Raw genomic sequence first — 24,411 nt, forward strand, 5'->3', positions numbered from 1 at the left:
AATTCACTATGAAACTGAAATTCGGATCAGTAGAAGAAAATGTGGTTACCAGGGAAGAGTTCCCTTTGGAAAAAGCCAGAGAAGTATTGAAAGATGAAACCATCGCAATTCTAGGATATGGTGTACAGGGTCCAGGTCAGGCTTTGAACCTTAAAGACAATGGATTTAATGTCATTGTGGGGCAGCGTAAAAACTCCAAAACCTGGGACAAAGCAGTTCAGGACGGATGGGTTCCTGGAGAAACATTGTTTGAGTTGGAAGAAGCCTGCGAAAAAGGAACCATTCTCCAGTTTCTACTCTCAGATGCTGGTCAGATATCCCTGTGGCCTACTGTCAAAAAACATTTGAGCAAAGGTAAAGCCCTTTATTTCTCCCATGGCTTTGGAATCACCTACAAAGAAAAGACAGGTATTGTTCCGCCGGATGATGTAGATGTAATTCTTGTAGCTCCTAAAGGTTCAGGGACATCCCTTAGAAGGATGTTTGTTGAAGGTAGAGGACTCAATTCCTCTTATGCCATTTATCAGGATGCTACAGGAAGAGCCAAGGATAGGGTGATCGCACTCGGAATAGGTGTAGGTTCCGGTTACCTTTTCGAAACTGATTTTTACAGGGAAGTGACCTCAGATCTTACTGGTGAGAGAGGGACATTGATGGGAGCCATACAGGGAATTTTTGCCGCCCAGTATGAAGTATTGCGCGCCAACGGTCATACGCCTTCTGAAGCATTCAATGAAACAGTGGAAGAGCTTACACAAAGTTTGATGCCCCTTGTAGCTGAAAATGGAATGGATTGGATGTATGCCAACTGTTCTACTACGGCACAGAGAGGTGCTTTGGATTGGTGGAAGCCATTTAGGGATGCTACTAAGCCGGTGTTTGAGGACCTGTACAATAGTGTGAAAACCGGACAGGAAGCCCAGAAGTCCATCGACTCTAACAGCAAATCAGATTACAGAGAAAAGCTTGAAGAGGAATTGAAGGAACTGAGAGAATCAGAAATGTGGCAGGCAGGTGCTACAGTAAGAAAATTAAGACCGGAAAATAACTGATATAATTATGAGTGAAAAGCTATGGATATTCGATACCACGCTCCGTGACGGAGAGCAGGTACCGGGGTGTCAATTGAACACCAAGGAAAAGATAGTGGTGGCTAAAGCTTTGGAAGAGCTGGGGGTAGATATCATCGAGGCGGGATTTCCAATTTCCAGCCCTGGTGATTTCAATTCCGTATTGGAAATTTCAAAAGCAGTTTCTAATCCTATCATCTGCGCACTCTCAAGAGCTGTGGAAAAGGATATTGAAGTAGCTGCTGACTCATTGAAATATGCCAAAAAAGGTAGGATTCACACCGGTATAGGTGTGTCTCCCTACCATATTCAATACAAACTCAGGTCTAATCCTGATGACATTGTAGAAAGAGCTGTAAGAGCAGTGAAGTATGCCAAGAGTTTTGTGGAGGATGTGGAGTTTTATGCAGAAGATGCCGGTAGGGCAGAGCATGAATTTTTGGCAAGAATAGTGGAAGCAGCAATCAAAGCCGGAGCCACTGTAGTCAATATTCCTGATACCACCGGATATTGTCTTCCCGAACAATATGGTGCGATCATCAGGTACCTCAAAGAAAATGTAAGCAATATTGACAAAGCCATAATTTCCACCCACTGTCACAATGATCTTGGGATGGCTACCGCCAATACCCTGGCAGGTGTACAGCATGGTGCAAGGCAAGCAGAGCTCACCATCAATGGAATAGGAGAAAGGGCAGGAAATACCTCTATGGAAGAGGTGGTGATGGCCATCAAATGTCACCATGATATTGATGTGCATACCAATATCCGTACGGAAAAAATCTATGAAACCAGCAGGTTGATTTCCAAGCTAATGAATATGCCTGTACAGCCCAACAAGGCTATTGTAGGAAGAAATGCATTTGCCCATTCTTCAGGTATTCATCAAGATGGAGTATTGAAACACCGTGAAAACTACGAAATCATAGATCCTAAAGAAGTGGGAGTACATGAATCATCCATTGTCCTTACTGCCAGAAGCGGTAGGGCTGCGTTGAAGTTTCATTTGGACTCTCTAGGGGTAGAGCTTGAAGGAGATGCTCTTAGGGAAGTATATGAGGATTTTCTTCTTCTGGCTGATTCCAAAAGAGATATTGGACCAAAAGACCTCCTTTCTCTGGTAGGAAAGTATTTGGATGATTCCAGCTTTATAGAGTTGCAAAATGTAACCTACGCTTCCAATGGTAATATCAAAGCAGAAGTGAGCCTCAAAATCGGTGAAAAATCCTACAACACGAGTTCTGAAGGCAATGGCCCCGTGGATGCAGTTTTAAAGGCAATAGAAAAGGTCGTAAAGCCAGACATAGTACTGGAAGAATTTCTGATTCAGGCCATTACGGCAGGAAGTGATGATGTGGCTAAAGTTCACATGAGACTCATGCAGGGAGAGAAGCCATACTATGGATTTGCTTCAAATACAGATATCGTGCTGGCTTCGGCCCAGGCTTATGTGGATGCCTTGAACAAAATCCCAGTGAAGGACAAAGTGATAGTAGCTTAACAGACGATGGAAAAGAAAACATTATTCGATAAAATTTGGGATGCCCATGTGGTCAAGTCAGTACCAGCAGGACCTGATGTATTCTTCATTGATAAACATTTTATACATGAGGTGACGAGTCCAGTGGCTTTCCTCAATCTGGAAAAAAGAGGTGTCAGCGTACTTTATCCGGAGAGGACAGTCGCTACTCCGGATCACAATGTGCCCACAGTGGACCAGGATAAGACCATAAAGGACAAGCTTTCCAGAATGCAGGTAGAAAAGCTAAGGGAAAACTGTAAGAAATATGATATAGAGCTTCATGACCTTGGTACTGATCATCATGGTATAGTACATGTCATTGGTCCAGAACTTGGGATTACCCAGCCAGGCATGACCATTGTATGTGGAGACAGCCATACCTCCACCCACGGAGCATTCGGTGCGATTGCTTTTGGAATTGGTACTTCAGAAGTAGAAATGGTATTGGCTACCCAATGTATCATGCAGAGTAAGCCAAAGAAAATGAGGATTACTGTGGATGGTGAATTGGGACAAGGAGTGACCAGTAAGGATATTATTCTTTATATCATTTCTAAAATCACCGCTGCAGGTGCTACCGGTTACTTTGTAGAGTATGCCGGCTCGGCATTCAGAAACCTTAGCATGGAAGCCCGTATGACGGTCTGTAATATGAGTATAGAGATGGGAGCCCGGGGGGGATTGATAGCGCCGGATCAGACTACCTTTGATTATTTGAAAGGGAAAAGATACGCACCAAAAGGTGAGGCTTGGGATAGAGCGGTAGCTGAATGGACGGCACTTCAAACGGATGAAGGCGCTGTTTTTGAAAAAGAATACAATTTCGACGCGGCTGATATCGAACCTATGATCACTTATGGTACCAATCCGGGCATGGGGATTAAGATCAAGGACCTTATACCCACCGACGAAGGATTGGAAGGAAGTAACAAGAAATCCTTTTTGAAGTCTCTGGACTACATGGGATTTGCCCCGGGAGAAGCCATCAAGGGAAAAGTAGTGGATTATGTGTTTGTCGGAAGCTGTACCAACGGCAGGATAGAAGACATCAGGGCAGTAGCCAATTTTGTAAAAGGCAAGAAAAAAGCAGATAATATTACCGCTTGGATAGTACCAGGATCCAGAGAAGTAGAAAAGCTGGCATCCGAGGAAGGCCTTGTACAGATATTGGAGGAAGCAGGGTTTCAGTTGAGACAACCAGGATGTTCGGCCTGTCTGGCAATGAATGATGATAAAATTCCTTCCGGTAAATATGCCGTATCTACATCCAATAGGAATTTTGAAGGAAGGCAAGGGCCTGGAGCCAGGACTTTGCTTGCCAGTCCTCTGACTGTAGCAGCAGTCGCTGTAACAGGCAAAATAACCGATCCAAGGGAAGTTTAATCATTCAAAAAGAAAAAAATGGCTTACGATAAATTTAATGTATTGACCAGCACTGTAGTACCACTACCAGCAGAAAATGTGGATACAGATCAGATCATTCCTGCAAGGTTCCTAAAGGCTACTGAAAGGGAGGGTTTTGGTGATAACCTTTTTAGGGATTGGCGCTATGATGTGGAAGGCAATCCTAAGAAAGATTTTGTCCTGAACGATTCTACCTACAACGGTAAAATCTTATTGGCCGGGAAAAATTTCGGATCAGGTTCCAGTAGAGAACATGCTGTTTGGGCGCTCTATGATTATGGATTCCGATGTGTGGTATCCTCTTTTTTTGCGGATATTTTCAAAAATAATTGTCTAAACATTGGTGTACTGCCTGTGACCATAAGTCCGGAATTTGCCGAAGTACTCTTTGAAGCGGTGGAGAGTGATCCTAAGACAGAAATTGAAGTCGATATCGATAAGCAGACAATCACACTTTTGTCAAGTGGTCAGTCCGAATCATTTGACATCAATGCTTACAAAAAGCAAAACATGAAAAATGGATTTGACGATATTGATTATCTGCTGAACATCAAGTCTGATATCACTGAGTTTGCCAAATCCCGATAAAATACAGATACTAAATCGTACACCGTAACACGTATATCGTAATTCGTAATTCAAATGGGGCATTATAGAAAAATAGAAATCATGGATACCACCCTCAGGGATGGTGAACAGACTTCGGGTGTTTCTTTTTTGCCCTCAGAAAAACTTCAGATTGCAAAGCTGCTGCTGGAAGAGTTGAGGGTAGATAGGATAGAAGTGGCATCGGCCAGGGTGTCAGAAGGTGAGATGGAAGGTGTGTCTAAAATCACCCAGTGGGCCTCCGAAAAAGGATTCATTGATAGGGTTGAAGTCTTGGGCTTTGTGGATGCTCCTGCTTCTGTAGATTGGATTACTGCTGCAGGCGGTAAGGTGATGAATCTCTTGACAAAAGGTTCTCTCAACCACCTGACTCATCAGCTTCGAAAGACCCCCGAGGAACATTTTGAGGATATTCGGAAAAATATTGCCTATGCAGAAAGCAAAGGTATCACGGTGAATGTCTACCTGGAAGACTGGTCCAACGGAATGCGCAATTCCACGGAGTATACTATGGACCTGATTTCCTTCCTTTCGGGCTTGTCGGTAAGGAGGATTATGCTGCCGGATACCTTGGGCTTGCTAAATCCAAGAGAAGTCAGTCATTTTGTGAAGTTGATCACCACAGAGTTTCCCGATACCCATTTTGATTTTCATGCCCACAATGATTACGATCTCTCTGTAGCCAATGTATTGGAAGCCATATACAACGGTATCAATGGCATACATACTACAGTCAATGGTCTGGGAGAGAGGGCCGGAAATGCTCCTTTGGAATCTGTGATCGCAGTGCTAAAGGACTTCACGGATTTCAGATTGAATATCAAAGAAAATAAAATATTCAGGGTCAGTAAGTTGGTGGAGCAGTTTTCAGGCCAGCATATCCCAGCCAACAAGCCTGTAGTCGGAGAAAATGTCTTTACCCAGACAGCTGGTATCCATGCCGATGGGGACAATAAAAAGAACCTATATTTCAATGATCTTTTGCCGGAACGATTTGGTCGTCAGAGGAAGTATGCTTTGGGGAAAACTTCCGGTAAGGCCAATATTGTCAAAAACCTGCAAGAGTTAGGCATATCACTGGAACCTGAGGAACTTACTAAAGTAACCCAGAGAATCATCGAACTTGGGGATAAAAAGGAAAGGGTCACTACAGAGGATTTGCCCTATATCATATCTGATGTGCTTCAGAATAACTCTATTTCACATGATATTTTTATTGAAGGATACAGCCTGAGCCATTCCAAAGGACTGAAACCAAGTGTTCAGCTTAAAATGAACGTGCATGGGGAAAGCTATGAAGAGGGAGGCTCTGGTGATGGACAGTATGATGCATTTATGCAGGCCTTGAAGAAGATTTACAAATCTATCAAGCTTCCCTTGCCTAAGCTGATCAATTACCACGTGACCATCCCACCAGGAGGTAAGACGGATGCATTTGTGGAAACAGTGATCACTTGGGATTTTGGGAGGATTTTCAAAACCAAAGGATTGGACAGTGACCAAACCGTAGCCGCTATGAAGGCTACAGAAAAAATGCTTAACATCATTGATAAAATGACTGATAGGCCTAGCGGGAATGAGATGTCAAATAATGAAATAAAAGATAACCCAGAACAAGAAAACAACAGTTTTTATGGAAATGAATATCGCGCTTTTGCCGGGTGATGGAATAGGCCCTGAGGTGATAGCCCAAGCAGTAAAAGTAGTAAAAGCAGTAGGAGAAAAATTCGGGCACAAAATTTCTTTTGAAGAAGCTGTGGTCGGCGCTACAGCCATTGATAAGACAGGTGATCCGTACCCTGACAGCACACATGAAGTATGCCTAAGAGGAGACGCGGTTCTTTTCGGTGCCATCGGAGACCCTAAGTATGACAATGATCCAAAAGCAAAAGTAAGACCGGAACAAGGCCTACTAAGAATGAGACAAAAACTCGGACTTTTCGCAAATGTACGTCCTACTTTCACATTCCCCTCTTTGGTGCACAAGTCTCCTCTTAAGTTGGAGAGGGTGGATGGAGTTGATTTTGTCTTTTTTCGCGAATTGACTGGTGGGGTTTACTTTGGTGAGCCAAGAGGAAGAAATGAGCAGGGGACCAAGGCTTTTGATACCAATGTCTATTCCAAGGAGGAAATTACCAGACTTGCCAGGATGGGTTTTGAAGCAGCTCAAAAACGGAGAAAGTTATTGACCTGTGTGGACAAGGCCAATGTCATGGCAACCTCAAGACTGTGGAGGGAAACGGTTCAGGAGCTGGCGGGAGAGTATCCTGATGTCAAAGTCGAGTATGAATTTGTGGATGCTGTGGCCATGAGATTGATACAATGGCCAAAAGCCTATGATGTCCTGATTACCGAAAATCTTTTCGGGGACATTTTGACAGATGAGGCTTCCGTAATTTCAGGCTCAATGGGATTGATGCCTTCGGCTTCCTTAGGTACTGAAAACAAGCTTTTTGAACCTATCCATGGATCTTACCCGCAGGCTGCAGGTAAGGATATCGCCAATCCATTGGCTACGGTATTGTCCGCAGCGATGATGTTCGAATACGCATTTGATTTAAAAGAAGAGGCTCAAGCCATTTCAGATGTAGTGAATAAATCTTTGGCTGAGGGAGTGGTCACAGAAGATATTGCTGAAGGTGGGAAGGCCTATAAAACCTCAGAAGTAGGAGATTGGCTCGCTGCAAATATTTGATACAAATATTTGATTTAGTGAACACCACTATCCTGTCAGGCCCTGCTTGGCAGGATTTTATTTTTTGGGAGTACTTTATTCTGGTTTTTGAAGAAGTATACTTTTTGAGATAGGGAGATTAAAGTGGTTTAATTTGGTGAATTTCAAGAAATTCATTTTCGAAGAGCAGTCGAAGCTCTGGTTTTTGTCCCATTGTTTCCAACCTTTTTAAAGAAATAGCCACTAGGTCGTCTAAATGTAGCCTGTGGTGGCTTTTGGTCACAATTAGGTAGTCTGCGTAAAGTTCCGGGTGTTGGAGTGCTTGCTGAAAACTAGGGCTGAAATGTCCTTCCCAATCATAAGTGTCAGGAACCCCTGTCAATTCTGCAAAAAATATAGCATCATCTACCAGAATTCTGCCCGCTGGAAGCTTTCGTGTGACTTCCTTGACCTCTGATATACTATTAAGCAACGCGGACTCTTGTGGTGATTTGAAAGTAGACAAAAACCTGCTTTCAGTGGCCACAGGAGTGATTTCAAAGTACAATAATTTAAAGGCCAAAGAAAGAAAGATCAATGCCACAAGAGGGAAAGGGACAGGCATTTTTTTCTCTTTGTTTCTTGATGCTGACAAAGTGCCTGAGGCTGCAATAGCTGCCCCAGTCATCATGCTTAAGAAGTTAAGATTTAAGTTGTTGAGTGTGTCATTTCTAACTTGACTGAAAGCAAAAAACAATACCAGGGTAAGTAAGAAGGACTTTTCCGTCATATTTTCCGTCACAAAAATCTGATAGATCAAAAATATGGAAAGCAAGAAGAAAAGGGCTAGGTATTGTACATCTCCGATATAGGGTAAAATATATATTAGGTCATCTTTAAATGGAAGCAGGTTGGAGTAGGCAGTCCAAGTTGTTGTTGGGCTGAATAGAAAGTAGAAGAAGCTGCCACCAAAGACCCAGTTGAGCAACAAAAAGGTGATTAAGGCAGAAATTGGTATAAACAGTACGACGATTATTGAAGAGAAAAATGATCCGAAGAATTTACGTCTTTGGGAATCATTGCTGAAGATCATAGATGCTCGGGAATAGAAGCTACCCGAAATTCCCTTGGCTTTAAAAAAAGAAACGAAGAAGAATACAGGAATGAGTATCAGGAGAAGCTGAAGCAGTTTGGGATCCAGCAAGAAAAACATTCCCAAAAGTATACTGATCAGTGTCAAATGGTATACCGAGTAAGTTTGGGTATACTTGAATAGTAGTCTGAAAAAAACAAAGTAAAAAATAAGATAAAAACCAAGACTGCCACCGGAAACAGCTCCATACCAGATCACAGGGCTCAATAGCAAGTAAAATACCATGATGGGTGAAATGGTTTGGCCTTTTACAGATTTATGGATCATGTGGTTGGTGAGGGCGCCTACCAGAAATGCATTTACCACAAAAGTAGCCTGAACCGCACTTGTGAACCCAAAGACCAGACTGCTCAAAAAAAGTAAGGCCGGAGAAGTAAAATAAAACGTGTTAACCAGACTGTCACTGTATTTGTGAAATATGATTTTTTTGTATTCCAGAAAATAGGCTTCCAGATTGAAAAAGCCTCTGCTTTGCAGCCAGTAAGCGGCATAGAGGTAGATGGCACTGATAAGCAACCAGGTCAAAACATAAATTAGCCTTTTCACCATCATACGGAATGGGGTTTTGTAGATTTAGTAAGGCCATGATTGGTTTTTTCCCAATAAAAAGGCTTGGTAATCAACTGTATTAAACCTTTGTATGCCGAAATGGAATGCATCAACCAATACAGGGGATTGAGTAGTGCAAACAACATGAGGGAATATGCTTTTCTTCTGAACACAGCAATCATATTCACATATATCATGATGAGGTTTCCTACTGCAAAGTTGAATATGGCGACCAATACAAGCCAATCCGGAAAGAAAACATTGAAGTAGGCCAAAATCTGATTACTGGTATCTTCTGGGCTCCAGAATATAAGTAAATCCAAGATTTGTGACTTCAGGAAAACTATCAAGAGTAAGAACAGCAAAAGAACAGGGTATATCAAGAAGGTGAAAAAGGTACCTCCAATAAAGAACTGGAAGCCAAAAAAGCCCTTGATACCGACTTTCCTTAGGAGTTTTGCAGGATTTCTCATATGGACAAGGTAGGTCTGCATGTACCCTTTTATCCATCTGGAGCGTTGTCTGATCCAGTTGAAAAAATCATTGTTGGCCTCTTCAAGAGTCGTTGAATCCAGGACTGTCACTTTATAGGATTTGGCATAGGCACGAAGTCCCAGGTCTGCATCCTCTGTCACGTTAAATCCGTCCCATCCTCCAAGTTCCATCAATTTATCGAATTTGAAATGATTACTTGTTCCTCCCAAAGGGATAGGAACATCAAGATTGTCCAAACCAGGAAGCATGTAATCAAACCAATAGGAATACTCAAGTGTAAATAGTCGGGTAAGTAAATTTTCTTTTTTGTTGAAATAGTTGAGCGCACACTGTATCACTACATAGTCCTCTGGTATTTTTTTGAAAAGGGAGTGTACCAGTTTCAGCTGATTATTGTCCGGGATATCCTCTGCATCGTAAATGGTCAGGTATTTCCCTTTACTGAAGTAGAGGCCATAGTTACAGGCCTTGGGTTTGGTTTTAGGTTGGGCGTAAGGGATAATGAGGGGCTCAAAAACACATGGGAATTTCATGTTCTTCACAGCGTTATAGGTCATCTCATCATCAGATTCTATGAGAAGTTTTATATCCAATTTTTCCAAAGGATAATCTAGGTTCTTCAAGTTATACACCAATTTGTGGATCACTTCTGATTCTTTGAAAACAGGCAGCAGGATGGTGTAATTGGGCAATTCTTCATCGCTTATGCTCTCCAGTTCTTCGATGGATACTTTTTTGGAAACTTCAAATTTGGATCCATAAAGGGTAAGGAGAAATTTGAAAGTTATGGAGAAAAACAGCAATACATTCAACAGGAGGTTGAGGCCAATAGCCACGCTCACTGGGAAGAACAGGAATAAGCTAAGACAAAGGGTGATAAATCCGCCTATAAAAATGAGCTGGGATTTGGTGAATGTCTCGATGGCACAAACATCGCGGTCTTTGTCGTAAATATGAAATACGGCTTTATCCAAATATTCAAGTCCATAAGTCACGTGGAGTGCCTTTAAGATATCCATATCCTCTGAAATCAGGATATTGGTTACTTTTTGACCCAAAATTTCTTCTACAAAATTGATATTGATGCCGTCAGAAGGATCAGCGACGACGATTTCAAGATTATTTTCATCCTGATGGATCGGAAAAGCAAGCAGATCCAAAAATCTGTGAAGGTTGCTCGCAATAACATCTCCTTTTGGAATTTGGCTAAGATTGCTGTAATCAAACTGATAGAATTCGATCCCGTTTTTAATCAGCGTGGACTTCCAGTCTTTTCTGCTGACATAGCCATAATTCAATGCAATTCTCAAAAAGCTCTGATTGAGTTTTTTTTCCAGCCCTTCTATTTCTTCCACTTGAATGGTATTGAGTCCAATGCCTTCCTGAAACAAAGCTTTTCTGTAGAATTCCGTTTTAAACATTATTTTTTGTCAATTTTAATGATCGAAAACAATTGAAAGCCACTTCCGATTCCGGAATTTCTGTTGTGTATGTCCTGGAATACCCCGGCATAAATGGAGAAATTAGGGGTGAATTCATAACCAAGATTTATGGCTGCTTTCACCATATTGAAATCGGCAACAAGCTGTAGGTTGTTTTCTATAAATTCACTTTCATCACTGAAAGAAAATATACCGTCCAATTCTCCTAAAAAAACAAAGTTTCCACCTACTCTCAAGCCTTGAGAGGCATATATCCTCACCTGTGTAGGGCCTGCTAGGAAAAACTGACGGAGCCCAAGCTCAACTCTGTGAAAGTTATTGCTTTCTCCCAGCCAAGGAGAGTTGCCTCCAAGGATTGCCCTTGCTTCCAAGCCATACCTTCCATAGCCGGCATATGGGAGTCTATTGTTGTTGTAGGCAGGAATGAAGCCTGTCACAGCTCCCATTAAATAGTGGTTTTTGAGAGCTTTCAGATGGAATCTGGCTCCTAATTCTATGTCTCCCAAGTCAATGTTGGATTGGGAGCGGTTATTGTCTTCAAACCTGTTGGAGAATATGGGGATTGACCCAAACAAGTTTACTTTATAGCCTTTTAATGGTAAACTGAAAAACACTCTGGGATTGTAATTATAGAATATCCCGTCATCGTTAAACGCTACTCGTTCGCCCTCTCTGTTGCGAAAAGAAGTAGCCCTGTAGTGACTTACAAAAGGGGAAATGAGGTATTCACCTGAATCTTGCTGCCAGGGGTTTTGTGCCAGGCAGTCGCCAATACCCGCAATGAGCAAGGCTATAAATACAACAATGAGTTTTTTACCGGGCATTTTCTATGTTTCTTTTAGCTTCCTGTGATTTTTTATATATGTATACCAATAGGATCAAAAGCAAAGAAAAAGCAATCAGAATCAAAAGGATCCCATATTGATCCCAGAATGTATCAAAGTTTGCTCTTGTCTCCATTTCTGCACTTTTGGTCCTTTCACTTCTCAGATCAAAAAAACTGTACCTTTTCTCATTTGAGATCATGACATTTCCGGTATTGGTTAGGAATTGATCTTTCATCCCTTCCCAGAGCCGGGTGACTGCCTTAGGATCGGGGTTAAATTGGTTTAAGAGAAGTATTTTCGAATTATTGTGTTCAAATAGCTGCAGGTAATTCAGCTTGTCACTATGATAAAATTCAAAAAATCTATCCAATTGATCTGACTTATAGCTTATTTTTCCATCTATGAATTGGATAAATTGGCTTTTGCTTAAATTCAAATTGCCAAGGTTAGCATTTTGAAACATGAAAATATAATCTGTGTTTCTGTCCAAGACATATTCTGGATCAAACCGTTGTATTGTTGGAAGGTACAACTCATTGACATGTGGATCTCTTTCATTTAAGAGATAAATTATATCCGAAAATGTTTCAATATCTCTTATCCCGGATATTTTTTCATAGTGCAATGCAACACTTTTATTTTTGAAATTGGCGGGAAAAGACGCAAAAGTCGATGGTGTTTTCGGGAAAAATGTTGGAGAGATTTTTGACTGATTGTTGTCAATTACTGCATAGAAATTATCCGACGATTTATCACACAACCCACCTTCGGGTATATAAATAAATTCAAACCCAAAATAGCTTCCTGTAGATAATTGTATTATATCGAGAAAGATGCTTTTTTGTAGTATCCCACTTTGATCCAGTCTGATTGATTCGAGAAGTCTGTTGTTGAGATAGACATTCAAATAACCTTGCTCTTTCTTTTGTATAGGTCTGTAATTGACTGCTACATTCAATTCGAGATTTCTGACAGCCCTTTTTGCTAGATAGGAGGGGAGGGATAAATTTCTTCTGATAATTCCGATACCTGAAACTTCCTCACTTTCCATTCCCAACTCATCAAAAGTGTAGGTGTTTTTGAGCTTAAAACCAAAGTCAGGGTTTTTTTCTTGAACTTCGGAGATCAGCATATACTCAGTGATTGCTGAACTCCTTAATTCAGGATCGCGAAGTGTTTCAATACCCTTTTGGAACGCCTCCCGATCAGGTATATTCATTATCAAAGAGCTTGTGTAGACATTTTTTGAAGCTGTCGAATCAAATGTTTCCTTATAACTGATTTTAAATTCGACTGCTCCTGCTGAATTCCTAAAATTTTCTTTAGGAAAATATTTTCCTACAACATTTGGATTAGAAATAACTAATCCATGGTGAAAATCCTCATTATTTGCATCTTCTAAGGCTTTGATGTTGAGTTTAGAACCGAAATTCTTTTGAATAAGAAAATGGGTATGTGCCAAAAGATCGGGATAGTTTTCCAAAATGGACTTTTCTATCAACAAATTTTCGACGGTAGGTAAAAAATCATTAATAGCAAATTCAGGTTTTTTTTCTGAGAATGACAGTCTTTTTTCTACAATGCCGCTGTTTTGGGTTACCTGCATCCAGATTGACCTTTGGTCTAAATCGGAACAATCCTCGTCTTCCCAAAAGAAGCTGGGCTCGATACTTAGATGGATATAACCTGAGCTAATGGCTGAAACTGATAAAGGAACCTTTACCCGAATGGTATCTTGAAAGTCATCTAACTTTACAGAAGACGTATAATAATCTCCTACTCTAAATCTAATTCCGCTTCGCTTCCTGTCGATCAGGTCAGAGACTGTGATTTTCAAGTCAAAAAAGCTGTTTGCATAATCCCTGGTTTCTTTGTGTTTGATATAAAAGTTTACCGGAGTGCTTCCCGTTACAGTGGTTTGCCTGGAATATCCATACTGTTCAAATCCTGAAATCTGATTTTCTATATTGGATCCGAACAAAAGTTGGCTTACACCAAGGAGTCCTATAGTGAGTAGCAGGGTAAATTGTCTTTTCATTTTTTCAATGTTTTAAACTCGACAATAAAGACCACACCGCCATTTAGTTCTGTCCGGTACTTAAAATAACCGCTCATTTTGTCTATCATATTCTTGGCTATTTGTAAACCGAGGCCTTTCGGTGCTTCAAAACTAGAATTGAACTGAAACGATTCAAGGGGCTTGAACATGGCGTTTAGGGATTTGGCCGAGATATCGGCAGAGGGGCCAAAGATTTCTATGTAGGTGTTATTTTCATTACTTCCGGATGAAATAATGATTTCTGAATTGTTTTCTGACCAAATAATCATGTAGTTCAACATGTTCTGAAGTACATTACTCAAAATCAGAAAATCTGCCATAATGAAATCGTCTTTGTGGATTTTTTCAGCTTTCAGTATGATGTTTTTCTCTTTGGCTTTGTTCTGCACTCCAATGAGTGCTTTGGAAACTACAGATACAGGGTTGACCGACTCAAGAATAATCGTAAGTGGGCTGTCGAATTTGTCTTCGTTTTGTTTGTAAATACTGTCTGCATATTTTAAAAGGTCATTGCTGACATCTTTAAGCAGGGCCATATAACTTTTCTCTTCATCATTCAGGTTGTCCCCATCTATAATCTGTGCCAGCCCTATGATGTTGTGTATTTTGTTTTTGAGGTCATGTCTCAAGAGCTTTTCCCGGTCTTTATCGATTTTTTGAGATTGTTCAAGTTCATTAAGCTTAAGACTGGTATAGTTGTATTGGGATACCAATTCATTGAGGACAGCTTGCTTTTTTTCATCCCTTTCCAAATAGAGCAAGTAGTTTTTTTTGCGGGCGTTGGGAACGAAAGCAGATAGGTACATAAAGGAAAAAAAAGCATATCCCCCAAGTGTCATTTTATCGGAAAGCTCCATGAAGTCATCTACACCGATTATCAGAAAGAAGAAAGCAGTAATAAGAAAAACTTCAATAAAAGAATATACAGGGGACCAAAGGGTGAGGTAATTGGCGCCGGTTACTACTAGGGTGAGCAATAAGAAGTAAAAGGTAACTACTGGACCTGATTCGATATTGATAATGGTGAAACAGTATGCAGTAAACAAAATCAAATAGGATAAGCATAGTATTTGAAAGTGTTTTTGATTTTTTTTTGCCAAAGGATGTGATACAAAGCCAATGAAAATCAGGATGAGCTTAAATAAAAATGTAGATTTCCAAAGTGAACTGAAAATAAAAAACTCCACTATAAATAACCCAATCAGTAAGCTGGTAATGCTCCAATAAATATAATTTGTAGCATCCCACATTTTCTTTTGATATTTACTCAAAAGTTCGTCTTTTTCAATTGACGCTGAAACTGTTGTTTGTTTCATAAATTAAACCGTAAAGATTAAAGTAGATATCGGGGTATTTAACTGTGAAATAAGTGTCTTATTTCAGTCAAATAAGCATAATAAAATTTTAATTGTCAAAAATAAAAATGAAGAACATTTTCTTAGTTTTGAGTCCGTTTTTTATTAGTCTGTATTTTTGGATGCCTTCAAAAGCGCAGGTTTTGGTGGACTTCCGAGGTGTAAATCTTACAGGCTGCGAAAGGGTCTGGGAGGATAGAAAATTGAATGGAAGACATGCTTTGAATTCTATAAAAAACGCGGAGCAAAAAGGATTCAATGCTTTTAGATTACCCTTGGCAGTAGATGAATTGATAAAAAATGACAGGAGATTTTTAAATGAGTTAAGGAAGCTTGTGAAGTATACAGAAAAGACAGGCACTCCATTGATTTTGGCATATTTTCACCATGGAATAGACAATGACAATTGGAAAACTCAAAGTGATAAACTTGCTGAGAACTGGTTGGAGATCCTCAAGCATATTCCCAATGATACCAGGTATCTTTACTTGGAACTTGCAAATGAGCCTACTCTGAATCCGGATTACTGGGAGGAAGCTGCCATTTCCGCGATTGGCAAGATTCGGGAAGTAAGCCCTACTATTCCCATCATTGTCGGCGCTTCAAATTATAATAGTCTATTTGAATTGTCAAGAACCAAGCCTTTGCCTTTTGATCATCTGATCTATACCTTCCATTACTATGAACCTTACCTTTTTACACACCAAGGCACGGAATGGACAGGACCTCAAAATGCCACTATTGGTATCCCATATCCATACAGCGCCCCGGATATGCCGAAAATTCACCCGGATGCTTTGGGAACAGACGGTGAAATAAATTATAGAGACTACGAAAAAACCGGAGACATCAATGGTATGGTAGACAAAATTTCGATAATTGCGAACTGGGCCAAGAAGCATCAGGTTTCCTTGATGTGTACTGAATATGGAGTAAGTCAAAATGCCGACGAAATGTCCAGGGTCAGGTATCTCAATGATTTGGGAAAAACACTCAGGGAGTTTCAAATTCCGGGATTTGTATGGGAGTGGAGGGGTAATTTTGGAATTGAAGGAATAGTAAAAGAGGTGAAATAAAAGGGATTACTTAGCAACATGAACACGAAAAAGAACTGCTACCTCCTGTACATCCAATACTTAGGCCTGAGGTATTCTGGCTGGCAAAGGCAAAAGGGAGTCAAGACCATTCAGGGTACGTTGGAACGGGGGATCAGGTATGTGCTTGGTCATGAAGATTTCAATGTTTTGGGAGCAAGTAGGACAGATGCAGGCGTTTCATGCAGGAAGGGAGCTTTTGAACTTTTTCTGAAAGAGCCTTTACCAAACATTGATTTTTTGACACTTCTCAATCAAAATCTACCTACCGATATTAAGGTTTTGGAATTGCAACCTATAGGTCTAGAGTTCAACATTATTCAGGATGTAGAATCTAAAACCTATGCCTATACTTTTGTTTTTGGAGAGAAGCCGGACCCTTTAGAGAATCCGACTGCAGGATATTTTCCAGGCATGCCTGATGTAGATTTAATGAAAGCTGGCGCAGCCAAATTGGTCGGGAAATTTGATTTTCGCCGCTTTTGCTCAGTCGATAAAGTGACCATTGACTTTGTTAGGGAAGTAAGCGCTGCGGAATTGGTTCAGGATGCTTCCATAAGAGATACAAAGTCTACAACATTAGTGTTTATTGTTTCCGGGAAAGGATTTCTCCGGTATCAGGTAAGAATCATGGCAGGTGCCTTGGCAGATTTGGGACTGGGAAAACTGACCTTGGAAGATTTTGAAAATGCCCTGATTCAGACAGAAGGAAGCCCTGTAGCCATAGCTGCACCGGCTTGCGGGTTGGTGTTAGAACAGGTTAGATTTTTAGAAGAAAAATTGAAGTGAAAATCGCCTTGGGAATAATCTCTAGCTGAATTTATAAAAAACCCATACTCAATATACCCGTCAGCATCAGCAGCTTTGAAAGCATGCTCAGTTGGGTAAAGTGTGCTTTTCTATCGGCTATGTAAATTTTATACATAAAAAAGAAAAACAAGAGGCTCAAGATTCCGAAGTAATAAAACAGCTGGGCATTGTTGATTTTGAAAGTTACCACCAGAATGGCGCAGACAAATGCAATGGCAATCAGAAAAATCACCCGCTTGGTATTTCTGAAACCGATGACTATAGGCAGTGTTTTACAACCATGTTTTCTGTCCCCCTGTCTGTCTTCTATGTCCTTAATGATCTCCCTGATCAGATTGAGGAAAAATGCAAATATTGCATAAGTGAGTACTAGCAGCTCTGACTGTTGATAATAGTACCCCACAATCCAGATCGAGGCACCGGTAAGCAAAGCAACTGTAAAATTTCCTACCAAAGGGAGTCTCTTAAGCTGATTGCTGTAAAGCCATAATAAAAAAGCCGACACAAAAGTTATGATAGCCACTCTTGGGCTTACTGCAAGTGCTATCCCAATTCCCACAAAATTCAGTACGGTATGAAAAAAAATGGCCATCCGGCGCTTCATTCCCTTACCAATGATAACTTCTTCCGGCTTGTTGACATAATCAATTTTGACATCGTAATAATCATTAATCATATAACCTGCTGCAGCTATGATCACCGTTGACAAGACCAGTAAGTACAGGTTGATATCCTGGAGCACAGGGACTCCCATGCGCGTGGTTTCCACCAAAAAATAAGCCGTCATCAGCTGAGCGAAAGCCAAAATTACCAGATTGGCGGGCCTACTGATTTTCAATAGACTCCAAAAGGTAAAGGAATTGACTGTAGCTGTGGCGTTCATGTTTCAAAATTAACACAATTTGCACTCTGAAATGCAGGAACTTGCTGCTCCAAGTGAAATAATGTGTCATTTCTGATACGATGTTACTCCGGCCGGGTTTTATATACACGAATGTAATCTACTTCCATCTGTTGTGGCCAGATATCAGGATCTACGCCCTGAGCACCGCCCCAATCTCCGCCTACTGCTATATTGAGAATCAAATGGAACTCTTGGTCAAATGGCCACTCTTCCCAATCTCCACCGGTATTTTCAAAAGTATGGTATTTTTCCCCGTCAAGATAAAAGTCAATTTTGTCCTCCTGCCAATCAATGGCATACACATGAAATGCTTTGTCAAAATCAGGGACTTGCACTTGCTTGCCTACCTGGGTGTCTTTTCTGTGATTAAACGCTTCTGTGTGTACCGTCCCGTGGACTACTCCTGGATCATAGCCTACATGCTCCATAATATCTATTTCCCCACTTTTTGGCCAGCCTCCATAAGTATTTTGCTCTGGAAGCATCCAGATGGCCGGCCAGGTGCCCACTCCGTAAGGAAGCTTGGCACTTACTTCAATGTAGGCATATTTCCATGCCTTTTTGCCCCTTGTCAAGAGTCTGGCAGAGGAATAGCCTTTTTCGTAAGTGCTGTCCTGATGTGCCTGGATGATCAGTTTGCCATCTTCAATCCTGGCATTTGAGCTTTCATTCTCTGTGTAATACTGCAACTCATTGTTGCCCCAGCCGTGGTCCCCTACATCATAGGTCCATGAATCTGAGTCTGGGAGGCCTTCATAATCAAATTCCTCGGCCCAGATCAGATTGTCATCTGATCCAGATCCTTTGCATCCAAGCAATAAAATTACTGAAAGGAGGAAAAATAAGTTTTTCATATCTTAACAGGTTTGATTGAAATCTTGATGAATTCTAGCCATTGAAATTAAAGGATATATGGCTGTAAGCCAAAGATAAGGGGATAAAAGGTAGGATGATCAGTAATTGTGGAATATTACTGTCTTGAAAGCTCATCCGATTTATTCTTCCCTTAAAAACAGTCTGGCCATTCAAGCCGTTAAAATTTTATTATTTTTGAATACGTATAAACCCAAAAGTATTTTAATAATGGCATATTATCACAGACTGGGGAATATTCCTCCAAAGAGACATACACAATTCAGACAGCCTGATGGCAGTCTGTACAAAGAGGAGCTGGTCAGTTCCAAAGGTTTTTCAGGCATCTACTCCAACCTGTATCATATTCATAATCCAAATAATGTGATCTCCATCGGGGAGCCAACCCCGTACAGTTGGGAGCCTGCCAAAGAATATGGATTGAAGCAGACCCACTTAAAAACCTCGGGAGTTGGGGCCACAGGTAAAGATTACCTCACTGCCAGGAAGATGCTCATGATGAACAATGACTGCATGATGGGTATCTGCGCACCAGAAGAGCGCAAAATGGATTACTATTTCAAAAATGCAGACGGTGATGAGTTGATTTATGTGCATGATGGAGAAGGGGTGCTTTACTCACAGTTTGGCAAGCTCCAAGTTCGGCAAGGAGATTATATAGTTATTCCAAGAACGACCATTTACCGATTTGAGTGGAAGGAAGAAGGGCCTTTGCGCTTGTTGGTAATAGAATCCCATGGACCTATCGAGACCGTGAAGAGGTATAGAAATGAAGTAGGGCAGTTGTTGGAGCATTCCCCATACTGCGAAAGAGATATCCGTCCTCCAGGTGAGTTGTACACAGAATCAGAAAAGGGAGAGTTTTTGGTTCAAATAAAAAAGGGTGGAATGCTCCATCCTTATACTTACGGTCACAGTCCTTTGGATATCGTAGGTTGGGATGGGTACTTGTATCCATATGCTTTGTCTATCCATGATTTTGAGCCAATTACCGGGAGAATTCATCAGCCGCCTCCAGTTCATCAGACTTTTCAGGCTTGGGGCTTTGTCATCTGTTCCTTTGTGCCAAGGCTGTTTGACTATCACCCTTTGGCAATACCCGCGCCGTACAACCACAGCAATATTGACTCAGATGAGGTCTTATATTATGCCGAAGGAGAATTTATGTCCAGAAAGGGAATTGACAGGGGTTCCTTCACTATTCACATGGGCGGATTGCCACATGGACCACATCCTGGTACAGTAGAAAAGTCCATCGGAGCAAAAGAAACTCATGAGTTGGCAGTCATGTTGGACACGTTTAGGCCACTTTTTGTTACGACGCAAGGTTTGGATTTTGTAGATCCGGCATATCCAATGAGTTGGAGGGAATAGAACGGTGTCGATGCTTTGAGTAGATTGGATTGCGTATGCAATTTGGGGATTACGATTCAAAGTCGTTTAGATAAGAAACAAGTTGAATTTAATCTATTCCAAAGTTGGATTAAAAGTAAAAACAAACATTGTTTACAAATCTGAACTTTGGAAAAGTTACCCTAAACTAAACGACATTGAATTACGATTGACGATTTACGAACAGTCTCATAAATCGTCAATCGTGATTTCATCAATCTAAAATCTCCAATATAGGCTGTCCTGAGGCTCCATTTGGGAGTCTGGTGCCGAGCATCATAGAAAGTGTAGGGGCGATATCAGTGATGGTGACATACCTGGCACTTGAACCTTGAGGCACATTCCAGCCCATAAATACTATCGGAACATGGGTGTCATAAGTATAGCCTGTTCCATGAGTCGTTCCTTTCCAAGAGCTACTAAGCCAAGCCGGCTCCAAAATCAACAAGAGGTCACCTGAAGCTTTGTGGTTGTACCCCATTTGAAGCAGACTTTTTCTTCCTTCAAGGTATTCCTGCCTTCTCATGTCCGTAGCGGTATATACTTCTTTTATTCCATCGAATCTTCTTAGGAGGAATTCAGCTACTTCCCGTTGGATTCTTTCGATGTCAATCTCCCTTTCTTTGGCCAGTTCATGATTAAAAAAGACCTGCTCATTGGAGAAATTGGACACCCAGTTCCCGTCGCCATAATTGATGCTGCAAAACCCTCTGATTTGGGTCAGAACCTGACGTGTGTTGAAATTTCCTGCGGGAACATTTTCGCTGAGCATATAATCTACAATATCAGCTACTGCATGGTCAGCAGTCAGAAAAATCAAGTATTCCCCTTTGCCATACTCTTGGTCAAGAAAGTTGAAAAAATTCTCCAATTCCCGGTCAAGTCTAAGGTAATTGTCTTCAACTTCTACGGAAGAAGGGCCAAATCTATGTCCAATATAGTCAGGTGAAGAAAAACTTACAGCCAACAGGTCAGTTTCCCCCCTTTTTCCTAACTGTTCGCCTTCAATGGCAGCATAAGCCAAATCCAGTGTCAGGGTATTGCCAAATGGTGTAGTGGAAATGAGGCCGTAATTGTCATTGTCCTCCATCAATGCCGGTAGATCGTGCGGAAATGAGGTGGTTTCCATTCCGATAAAAGGTCCTTCAAATGGGTTGTCATCCTCAATACTTTGCTTATAGGTCTCTAAAGGGAATAGGGTCTCCCACTTTTGGGACAAATATTCCTGAGGGAGTTTGCGGTCGTTGAATTCTTGCACCCATTCCGGTAGGTTTTCATAATAATAAGTAGATGTCATAAACTCCCCTGTATTGCTGTCAAACCAATAGGCATCGCCCAAGTGACCCGCAGGTAAGGAGGCTCCACGGTCTTTGAGTGCTATTCCAACTACTTTTGATCTTTTGTTGGTCGAAAACCTGAGCTCATCAGATATGGTGGTAGTTCTCATATTCCTAGGGGAAATCTGTCCGCTTTTTTCGCTTCCACCCACTGCCGTGACAGTACTGTCTTCAGCACAATAAATCATGCGGTCCAATGACCTTACATACCAATTATTGGCAATGATGCCATGGGTAGCGGGAGTGGTGCCCGTGTAGACCGAAGCATGGCCAGGACCTGTATAGGTTGGGATATAATTATAGTGGGCATTTTTCATCATATATCCCTCGCTCATAAGTCTCTTAAAACCGCCTTCTGTGTACCTTTCCTGGTATTTGTAGAAATATTCCTGTCTCATCTGGTCCACTACTATTCCTACCACGATCTTAGGTTTTTCACTTGTTTGATTTTGGGAAAAAACCGGGGCGGCCATCAACCCCATCCATATAGCCATTATGATTTTTTTCATGTCAGCATTTTCATATTTGGGCACAAATATAAGAATTTGATCTCCCTGTCCCCTTTAATGAATTGTTAAATGCTTGTGAAGGGCCTTGTGAGCATGGCTCTTTTTTTACCATCGGTTCAGATTTTTCGCGTATGCTGTATTATATTTCTGGCTCATTTTATTTTAGTAATTATGTCCAAATATTTCAAAGTCATTATTCTAATCTGTTTTGCCTCCTGGGCAATGCCTGATCTATATGCACAGTCCTATTTTGCAGATGGATTGTCTCCTGAATTTCACAAAGAAAGAAGAGAAGTCCTAAGGAAACAGCTTCCCGCCAATGGGGCAGCAATATTTTTCAATAATCCCGTGAAAAATAGGTCCAATGATACTGAGTTTACCTACAGACCGAATTCGGACTTTTTTTATCTGACAGGATTCAGAGAGCCGAATGCCGCACTGGTGATTTTTCAGTCACCACAGATGATCGGTGGGAAAGAGGTGAAAGAAATTATTTACGTGCAACCCAGAGATCCCTTGAGAGAGCAGTGGGATGGAGAGCGTCTAGGGCCTGAGGGGGTAAAAGAAAAACTTGGTTTTGAACATGTTTATCTGAACAATGAGTTTTTACAATCTCCTGAGATGGACTGGAATAAAGTCAGCCCATTTCTTTCTATGGAAATGGCTGCCATAGAAGGGGGGAAGCATAATGAAGTGTTGGCAGGTATGGTAGAAAAGACCAGTTTACTCAATATCAAGGCAGAAGTGCCAAGAAACAATCAACTGGTAAATATAATGGAGAAAATGAGGGCAGTAAAGACGCCCGAAGAGTTGGAAGTATTGGAAAGGGCGGTTGTGATCTCAGGTAAAGCGCACATTGAAGCTTTTAGGTCCATAAAACCGGGTGTTTCCGAACGTGCAATCCAAGGGGTGCACGAGTTTGTCCATAAAGCCATGGGTGCAGAAGAAGTGGGTTATGGCTCTATAGTGGGAGCAGGCAACAATGCTACCATTTTGCATTATGTGGAAAACCACAAGACTTCCCTTCAGGAAGGACTTATCCTGATGGATGTTGGAGCAGAGTACAGGGGGTATTCTGGAGATATTACCAGGACTGTTCCGATCAAAGGGGTGTTTTCTGAGGAAGAAAAAGCCATCTACCAGATAGTATTGGACGCTTTGGAAGCTGGGATAGCAGCATGTCAGCCGGGATCTGATTTTCAGGCAATAGATAGGGCTGCGAGAAGAGTGGTCGACGAGGGATTGGTGAAGTTAGGCCTTGTCAATGAGGGTGAAAAGCATAGGTTTTTTCCTCATGGGACCGGGCACCACTTGGGATTGGATGTGCATGATAGAGGTGGGTATGGCAAACTTGAGCCAGGTATGGTGCTGACTGTGGAACCTGGAATTTACATACCGGAAGGCAGTGATGTAGACCCTAAATGGTGGGGAATCGGTGTCAGAATTGAAGATAATATTCTGATTACCAAAGAGGGTAATAAAAACCTCAGTGAATTTGTTCCGAAAACAGTGGAAGACATCGAGGCTACCATGAAAGAAGAAGGGGTGTTGCAGCGCTTACAGGTAGAGCTAGAATAGCCTGATGCAAAAAAGCCCGGTAGAATTTTTCCTACCGGGCTTTTTTTAATCCCTTTTCTTTAAGTCACCCCGCTTGATGGATTGGATGAATCTTGACCAGGCAAAAGGATCAACCAGTGTAAAAGGCCGTGGTCCGTATCGGTCCTGGATCTGCATGACTTGACCCTGTTGGAAGTTTCGCCAATTTTCGTTCCCTGATGCCTGCATACCTTCTGCGTACCTGAGGAGCGTTTCAGGACTCAGGCTTCCCCTAGCGTCCATAGCCATTGGCGCATCATAGTTCATTGCGAGCAATTGCCTTTTAAATTCTTCCTCTGTAGGAAATGGCATTACCTCAATTTCTGCTAAGGCAATTTCATCCGTCTGCATGGTCACAATAAGGCTGATTTTATCCTCATTCATGACGGCTGGAACTTTGTAGGTTTGACGCTGCATACCGATAAAACTGAAAATGACACTGTCACCTTCCAGGACTGGCAAAGAAAAATAACCGTATCTCCCTGAACTCGTTCCACGACCTTTTTTTGGCACGTAGACATTGACTCCTGGGACTGCATCGGTACTATCAGCATTGAGGATAATTCCAGAGAGCTGGATTACTTTTCTTTCCTTTTCTTGGGCTGAGGACTCCTGTGTAGATAAAAAAAAGAAAAAACCTACCAGTAGAAGGGCTATATGGGTAAACTTACTTTTCAATGTGATATGGATTTATTACTCTATAACCCTTATACGGGCCAATTGTCTAATTTGCTTTTAATATTAGCCTATTTTACATTCAA

19 protein-coding genes are annotated in these 24,411 nt (G+C 41.4%); 10 read left to right on the top strand and 9 right to left on the bottom strand.

Going from position 1 to position 24,411, the window contains the following annotated elements; all coding sequences use genetic code 11:
* Nucleotides 1-8: 8 nt before the first annotated feature.
* Genes ilvC through leuB form a run of 6 tightly spaced genes read left to right on the top strand, consistent with a single transcriptional unit; the run spans nucleotide 9 to nucleotide 7,297 of the window.
* Nucleotides 9-1,052, top strand: a complete 1,044-nt coding sequence (gene ilvC / locus EGN73_RS20065) for a ketol-acid reductoisomerase (RefSeq protein ID WP_219293675.1) — start codon at nucleotides 9-11, stop codon at nucleotides 1,050-1,052.
* Nucleotides 1,053-1,059: 7 nt separating this feature from the next.
* Complete coding sequence (locus EGN73_RS20070; protein WP_219293676.1) at nucleotides 1,060-2,571, top strand: 2-isopropylmalate synthase; 1,512 nt, start codon at nucleotides 1,060-1,062, stop codon at nucleotides 2,569-2,571.
* 6 nt (nucleotides 2,572-2,577) lie between these two features.
* Nucleotides 2,578-3,975, top strand: coding sequence for a 3-isopropylmalate dehydratase large subunit (gene leuC, locus EGN73_RS20075; protein ID WP_219293677.1), 1,398 nt, complete (start codon nucleotides 2,578-2,580; stop codon nucleotides 3,973-3,975).
* Between the two features lie 18 nt (nucleotides 3,976-3,993).
* A complete protein-coding gene (gene leuD / locus EGN73_RS20080) occupies nucleotides 3,994-4,584 on the top strand; it encodes a 3-isopropylmalate dehydratase small subunit (RefSeq protein WP_219293678.1) in 591 nt (196 codons plus the stop codon).
* A gap of 54 nt (nucleotides 4,585-4,638) precedes the next feature.
* Nucleotides 4,639-6,267 (top strand): alpha-isopropylmalate synthase regulatory domain-containing protein, encoded by a 1,629-nt coding sequence (locus EGN73_RS20085; protein ID WP_219293679.1) that lies wholly within the window; start codon nucleotides 4,639-4,641, stop codon nucleotides 6,265-6,267.
* Nucleotides 6,236-7,297 carry a 3-isopropylmalate dehydrogenase gene (gene leuB, locus EGN73_RS20090; RefSeq protein ID WP_219293680.1) on the top strand — a complete coding sequence of 354 codons (1,062 nt, stop codon included), beginning with the start codon at nucleotides 6,236-6,238 and terminating at the stop codon, nucleotides 7,295-7,297. The genes EGN73_RS20085 and leuB overlap by 32 nt, the downstream gene beginning before the upstream one ends.
* Nucleotides 7,298-7,415: 118 nt before the next feature.
* Here the strand turns inward: leuB and EGN73_RS20095 are convergent, their stop codons facing one another.
* From EGN73_RS20095 to EGN73_RS20115, 5 genes are read right to left on the bottom strand one after another with little or no spacing between them, the layout of a single operon-like run.
* On the bottom strand, nucleotides 7,416-8,960 hold the full coding sequence (locus EGN73_RS20095) for a hypothetical protein (protein ID WP_219293682.1): 1,545 nt from the start codon (nucleotides 8,958-8,960) through the stop codon (nucleotides 7,416-7,418).
* A complete protein-coding gene (locus EGN73_RS20100; RefSeq protein ID WP_219293684.1) occupies nucleotides 8,957-10,873 on the bottom strand; it encodes a glycosyltransferase family 2 protein in 1,917 nt (638 codons plus the stop codon). The genes EGN73_RS20095 and EGN73_RS20100 overlap by 4 nt, the downstream gene beginning before the upstream one ends.
* Entirely contained in the window at nucleotides 10,873-11,718 is an 846-nt protein-coding gene (locus tag EGN73_RS20105; RefSeq protein WP_219293686.1) for a hypothetical protein, read from the bottom strand. Before EGN73_RS20105 ends, EGN73_RS20100 begins: the two co-directional genes overlap by 1 nt.
* Entirely contained in the window at nucleotides 11,708-13,759 is a 2,052-nt protein-coding gene (locus EGN73_RS20110; RefSeq protein WP_219293688.1) for a cellulose biosynthesis cyclic di-GMP-binding regulatory protein BcsB, read from the bottom strand. Before EGN73_RS20110 ends, EGN73_RS20105 begins: the two co-directional genes overlap by 11 nt.
* Nucleotides 13,756-15,096: a sensor histidine kinase gene (locus EGN73_RS20115; RefSeq protein ID WP_219293690.1), complete on the bottom strand. Its 1,341-nt coding sequence runs from the start codon at nucleotides 15,094-15,096 to the stop codon at nucleotides 13,756-13,758. Before EGN73_RS20115 ends, EGN73_RS20110 begins: the two co-directional genes overlap by 4 nt.
* Before the next feature lie 107 nt (nucleotides 15,097-15,203).
* Between EGN73_RS20115 and EGN73_RS20120 the strand changes: the two genes are divergently transcribed.
* On the top strand, nucleotides 15,204-16,211 hold the full coding sequence (locus EGN73_RS20120; RefSeq protein WP_219293692.1) for a glycoside hydrolase family 5 protein: 1,008 nt from the start codon (nucleotides 15,204-15,206) through the stop codon (nucleotides 16,209-16,211).
* 18 nt (nucleotides 16,212-16,229) lie between these two features.
* Nucleotides 16,230-17,018, top strand: a complete 789-nt coding sequence (locus tag EGN73_RS20125; RefSeq protein WP_219293694.1) for a tRNA pseudouridine synthase A — start codon at nucleotides 16,230-16,232, stop codon at nucleotides 17,016-17,018.
* Nucleotides 17,019-17,049: 31 nt separating this feature from the next.
* Here EGN73_RS20125 and EGN73_RS20130 read toward each other — a convergent pair whose 3' ends face one another.
* Nucleotides 17,050-17,922: a geranylgeranylglycerol-phosphate geranylgeranyltransferase gene (locus EGN73_RS20130; RefSeq protein WP_219293696.1), complete on the bottom strand. Its 873-nt coding sequence runs from the start codon at nucleotides 17,920-17,922 to the stop codon at nucleotides 17,050-17,052.
* An 83-nt stretch (nucleotides 17,923-18,005) separates the two neighbouring features.
* Nucleotides 18,006-18,797 carry a glycoside hydrolase family 16 protein gene (locus EGN73_RS20135; protein WP_219293698.1) on the bottom strand — a complete coding sequence of 264 codons (792 nt, stop codon included), beginning with the start codon at nucleotides 18,795-18,797 and terminating at the stop codon, nucleotides 18,006-18,008.
* 229 nt (nucleotides 18,798-19,026) lie between these two features.
* Between EGN73_RS20135 and EGN73_RS20140 the strand changes: the two genes are divergently transcribed.
* Nucleotides 19,027-20,190: a homogentisate 1,2-dioxygenase gene (locus EGN73_RS20140; RefSeq protein ID WP_219293699.1), complete on the top strand. Its 1,164-nt coding sequence runs from the start codon at nucleotides 19,027-19,029 to the stop codon at nucleotides 20,188-20,190.
* Between the two features lie 232 nt (nucleotides 20,191-20,422).
* On the opposite strand, the gene pafA is transcribed toward EGN73_RS20140, so the two are convergent.
* Nucleotides 20,423-22,054, bottom strand: a complete 1,632-nt coding sequence (pafA, locus tag EGN73_RS20145) for an alkaline phosphatase PafA (RefSeq protein WP_219293700.1) — start codon at nucleotides 22,052-22,054, stop codon at nucleotides 20,423-20,425.
* A gap of 171 nt (nucleotides 22,055-22,225) precedes the next feature.
* Here pafA and EGN73_RS20150 point away from each other — a divergent pair, with 171 nt between their 5' ends.
* On the top strand, nucleotides 22,226-23,632 hold the full coding sequence (locus EGN73_RS20150; RefSeq protein ID WP_219293701.1) for an aminopeptidase P N-terminal domain-containing protein: 1,407 nt from the start codon (nucleotides 22,226-22,228) through the stop codon (nucleotides 23,630-23,632).
* A gap of 45 nt (nucleotides 23,633-23,677) precedes the next feature.
* Here the strand turns inward: EGN73_RS20150 and EGN73_RS20155 are convergent, their stop codons facing one another.
* Nucleotides 23,678-24,307 carry a carboxypeptidase-like regulatory domain-containing protein gene (locus EGN73_RS20155; protein WP_425515045.1) on the bottom strand — a complete coding sequence of 210 codons (630 nt, stop codon included), beginning with the start codon at nucleotides 24,305-24,307 and terminating at the stop codon, nucleotides 23,678-23,680.
* Nucleotides 24,308-24,411 lie beyond the last annotated feature (104 nt).

It is taken from the genome of Arthrospiribacter ruber (genome assembly GCF_019343195.1).
GTDB classification, from domain to species: domain Bacteria; phylum Bacteroidota; class Bacteroidia; order Cytophagales; family Cyclobacteriaceae; genus Arthrospiribacter; species Arthrospiribacter ruber.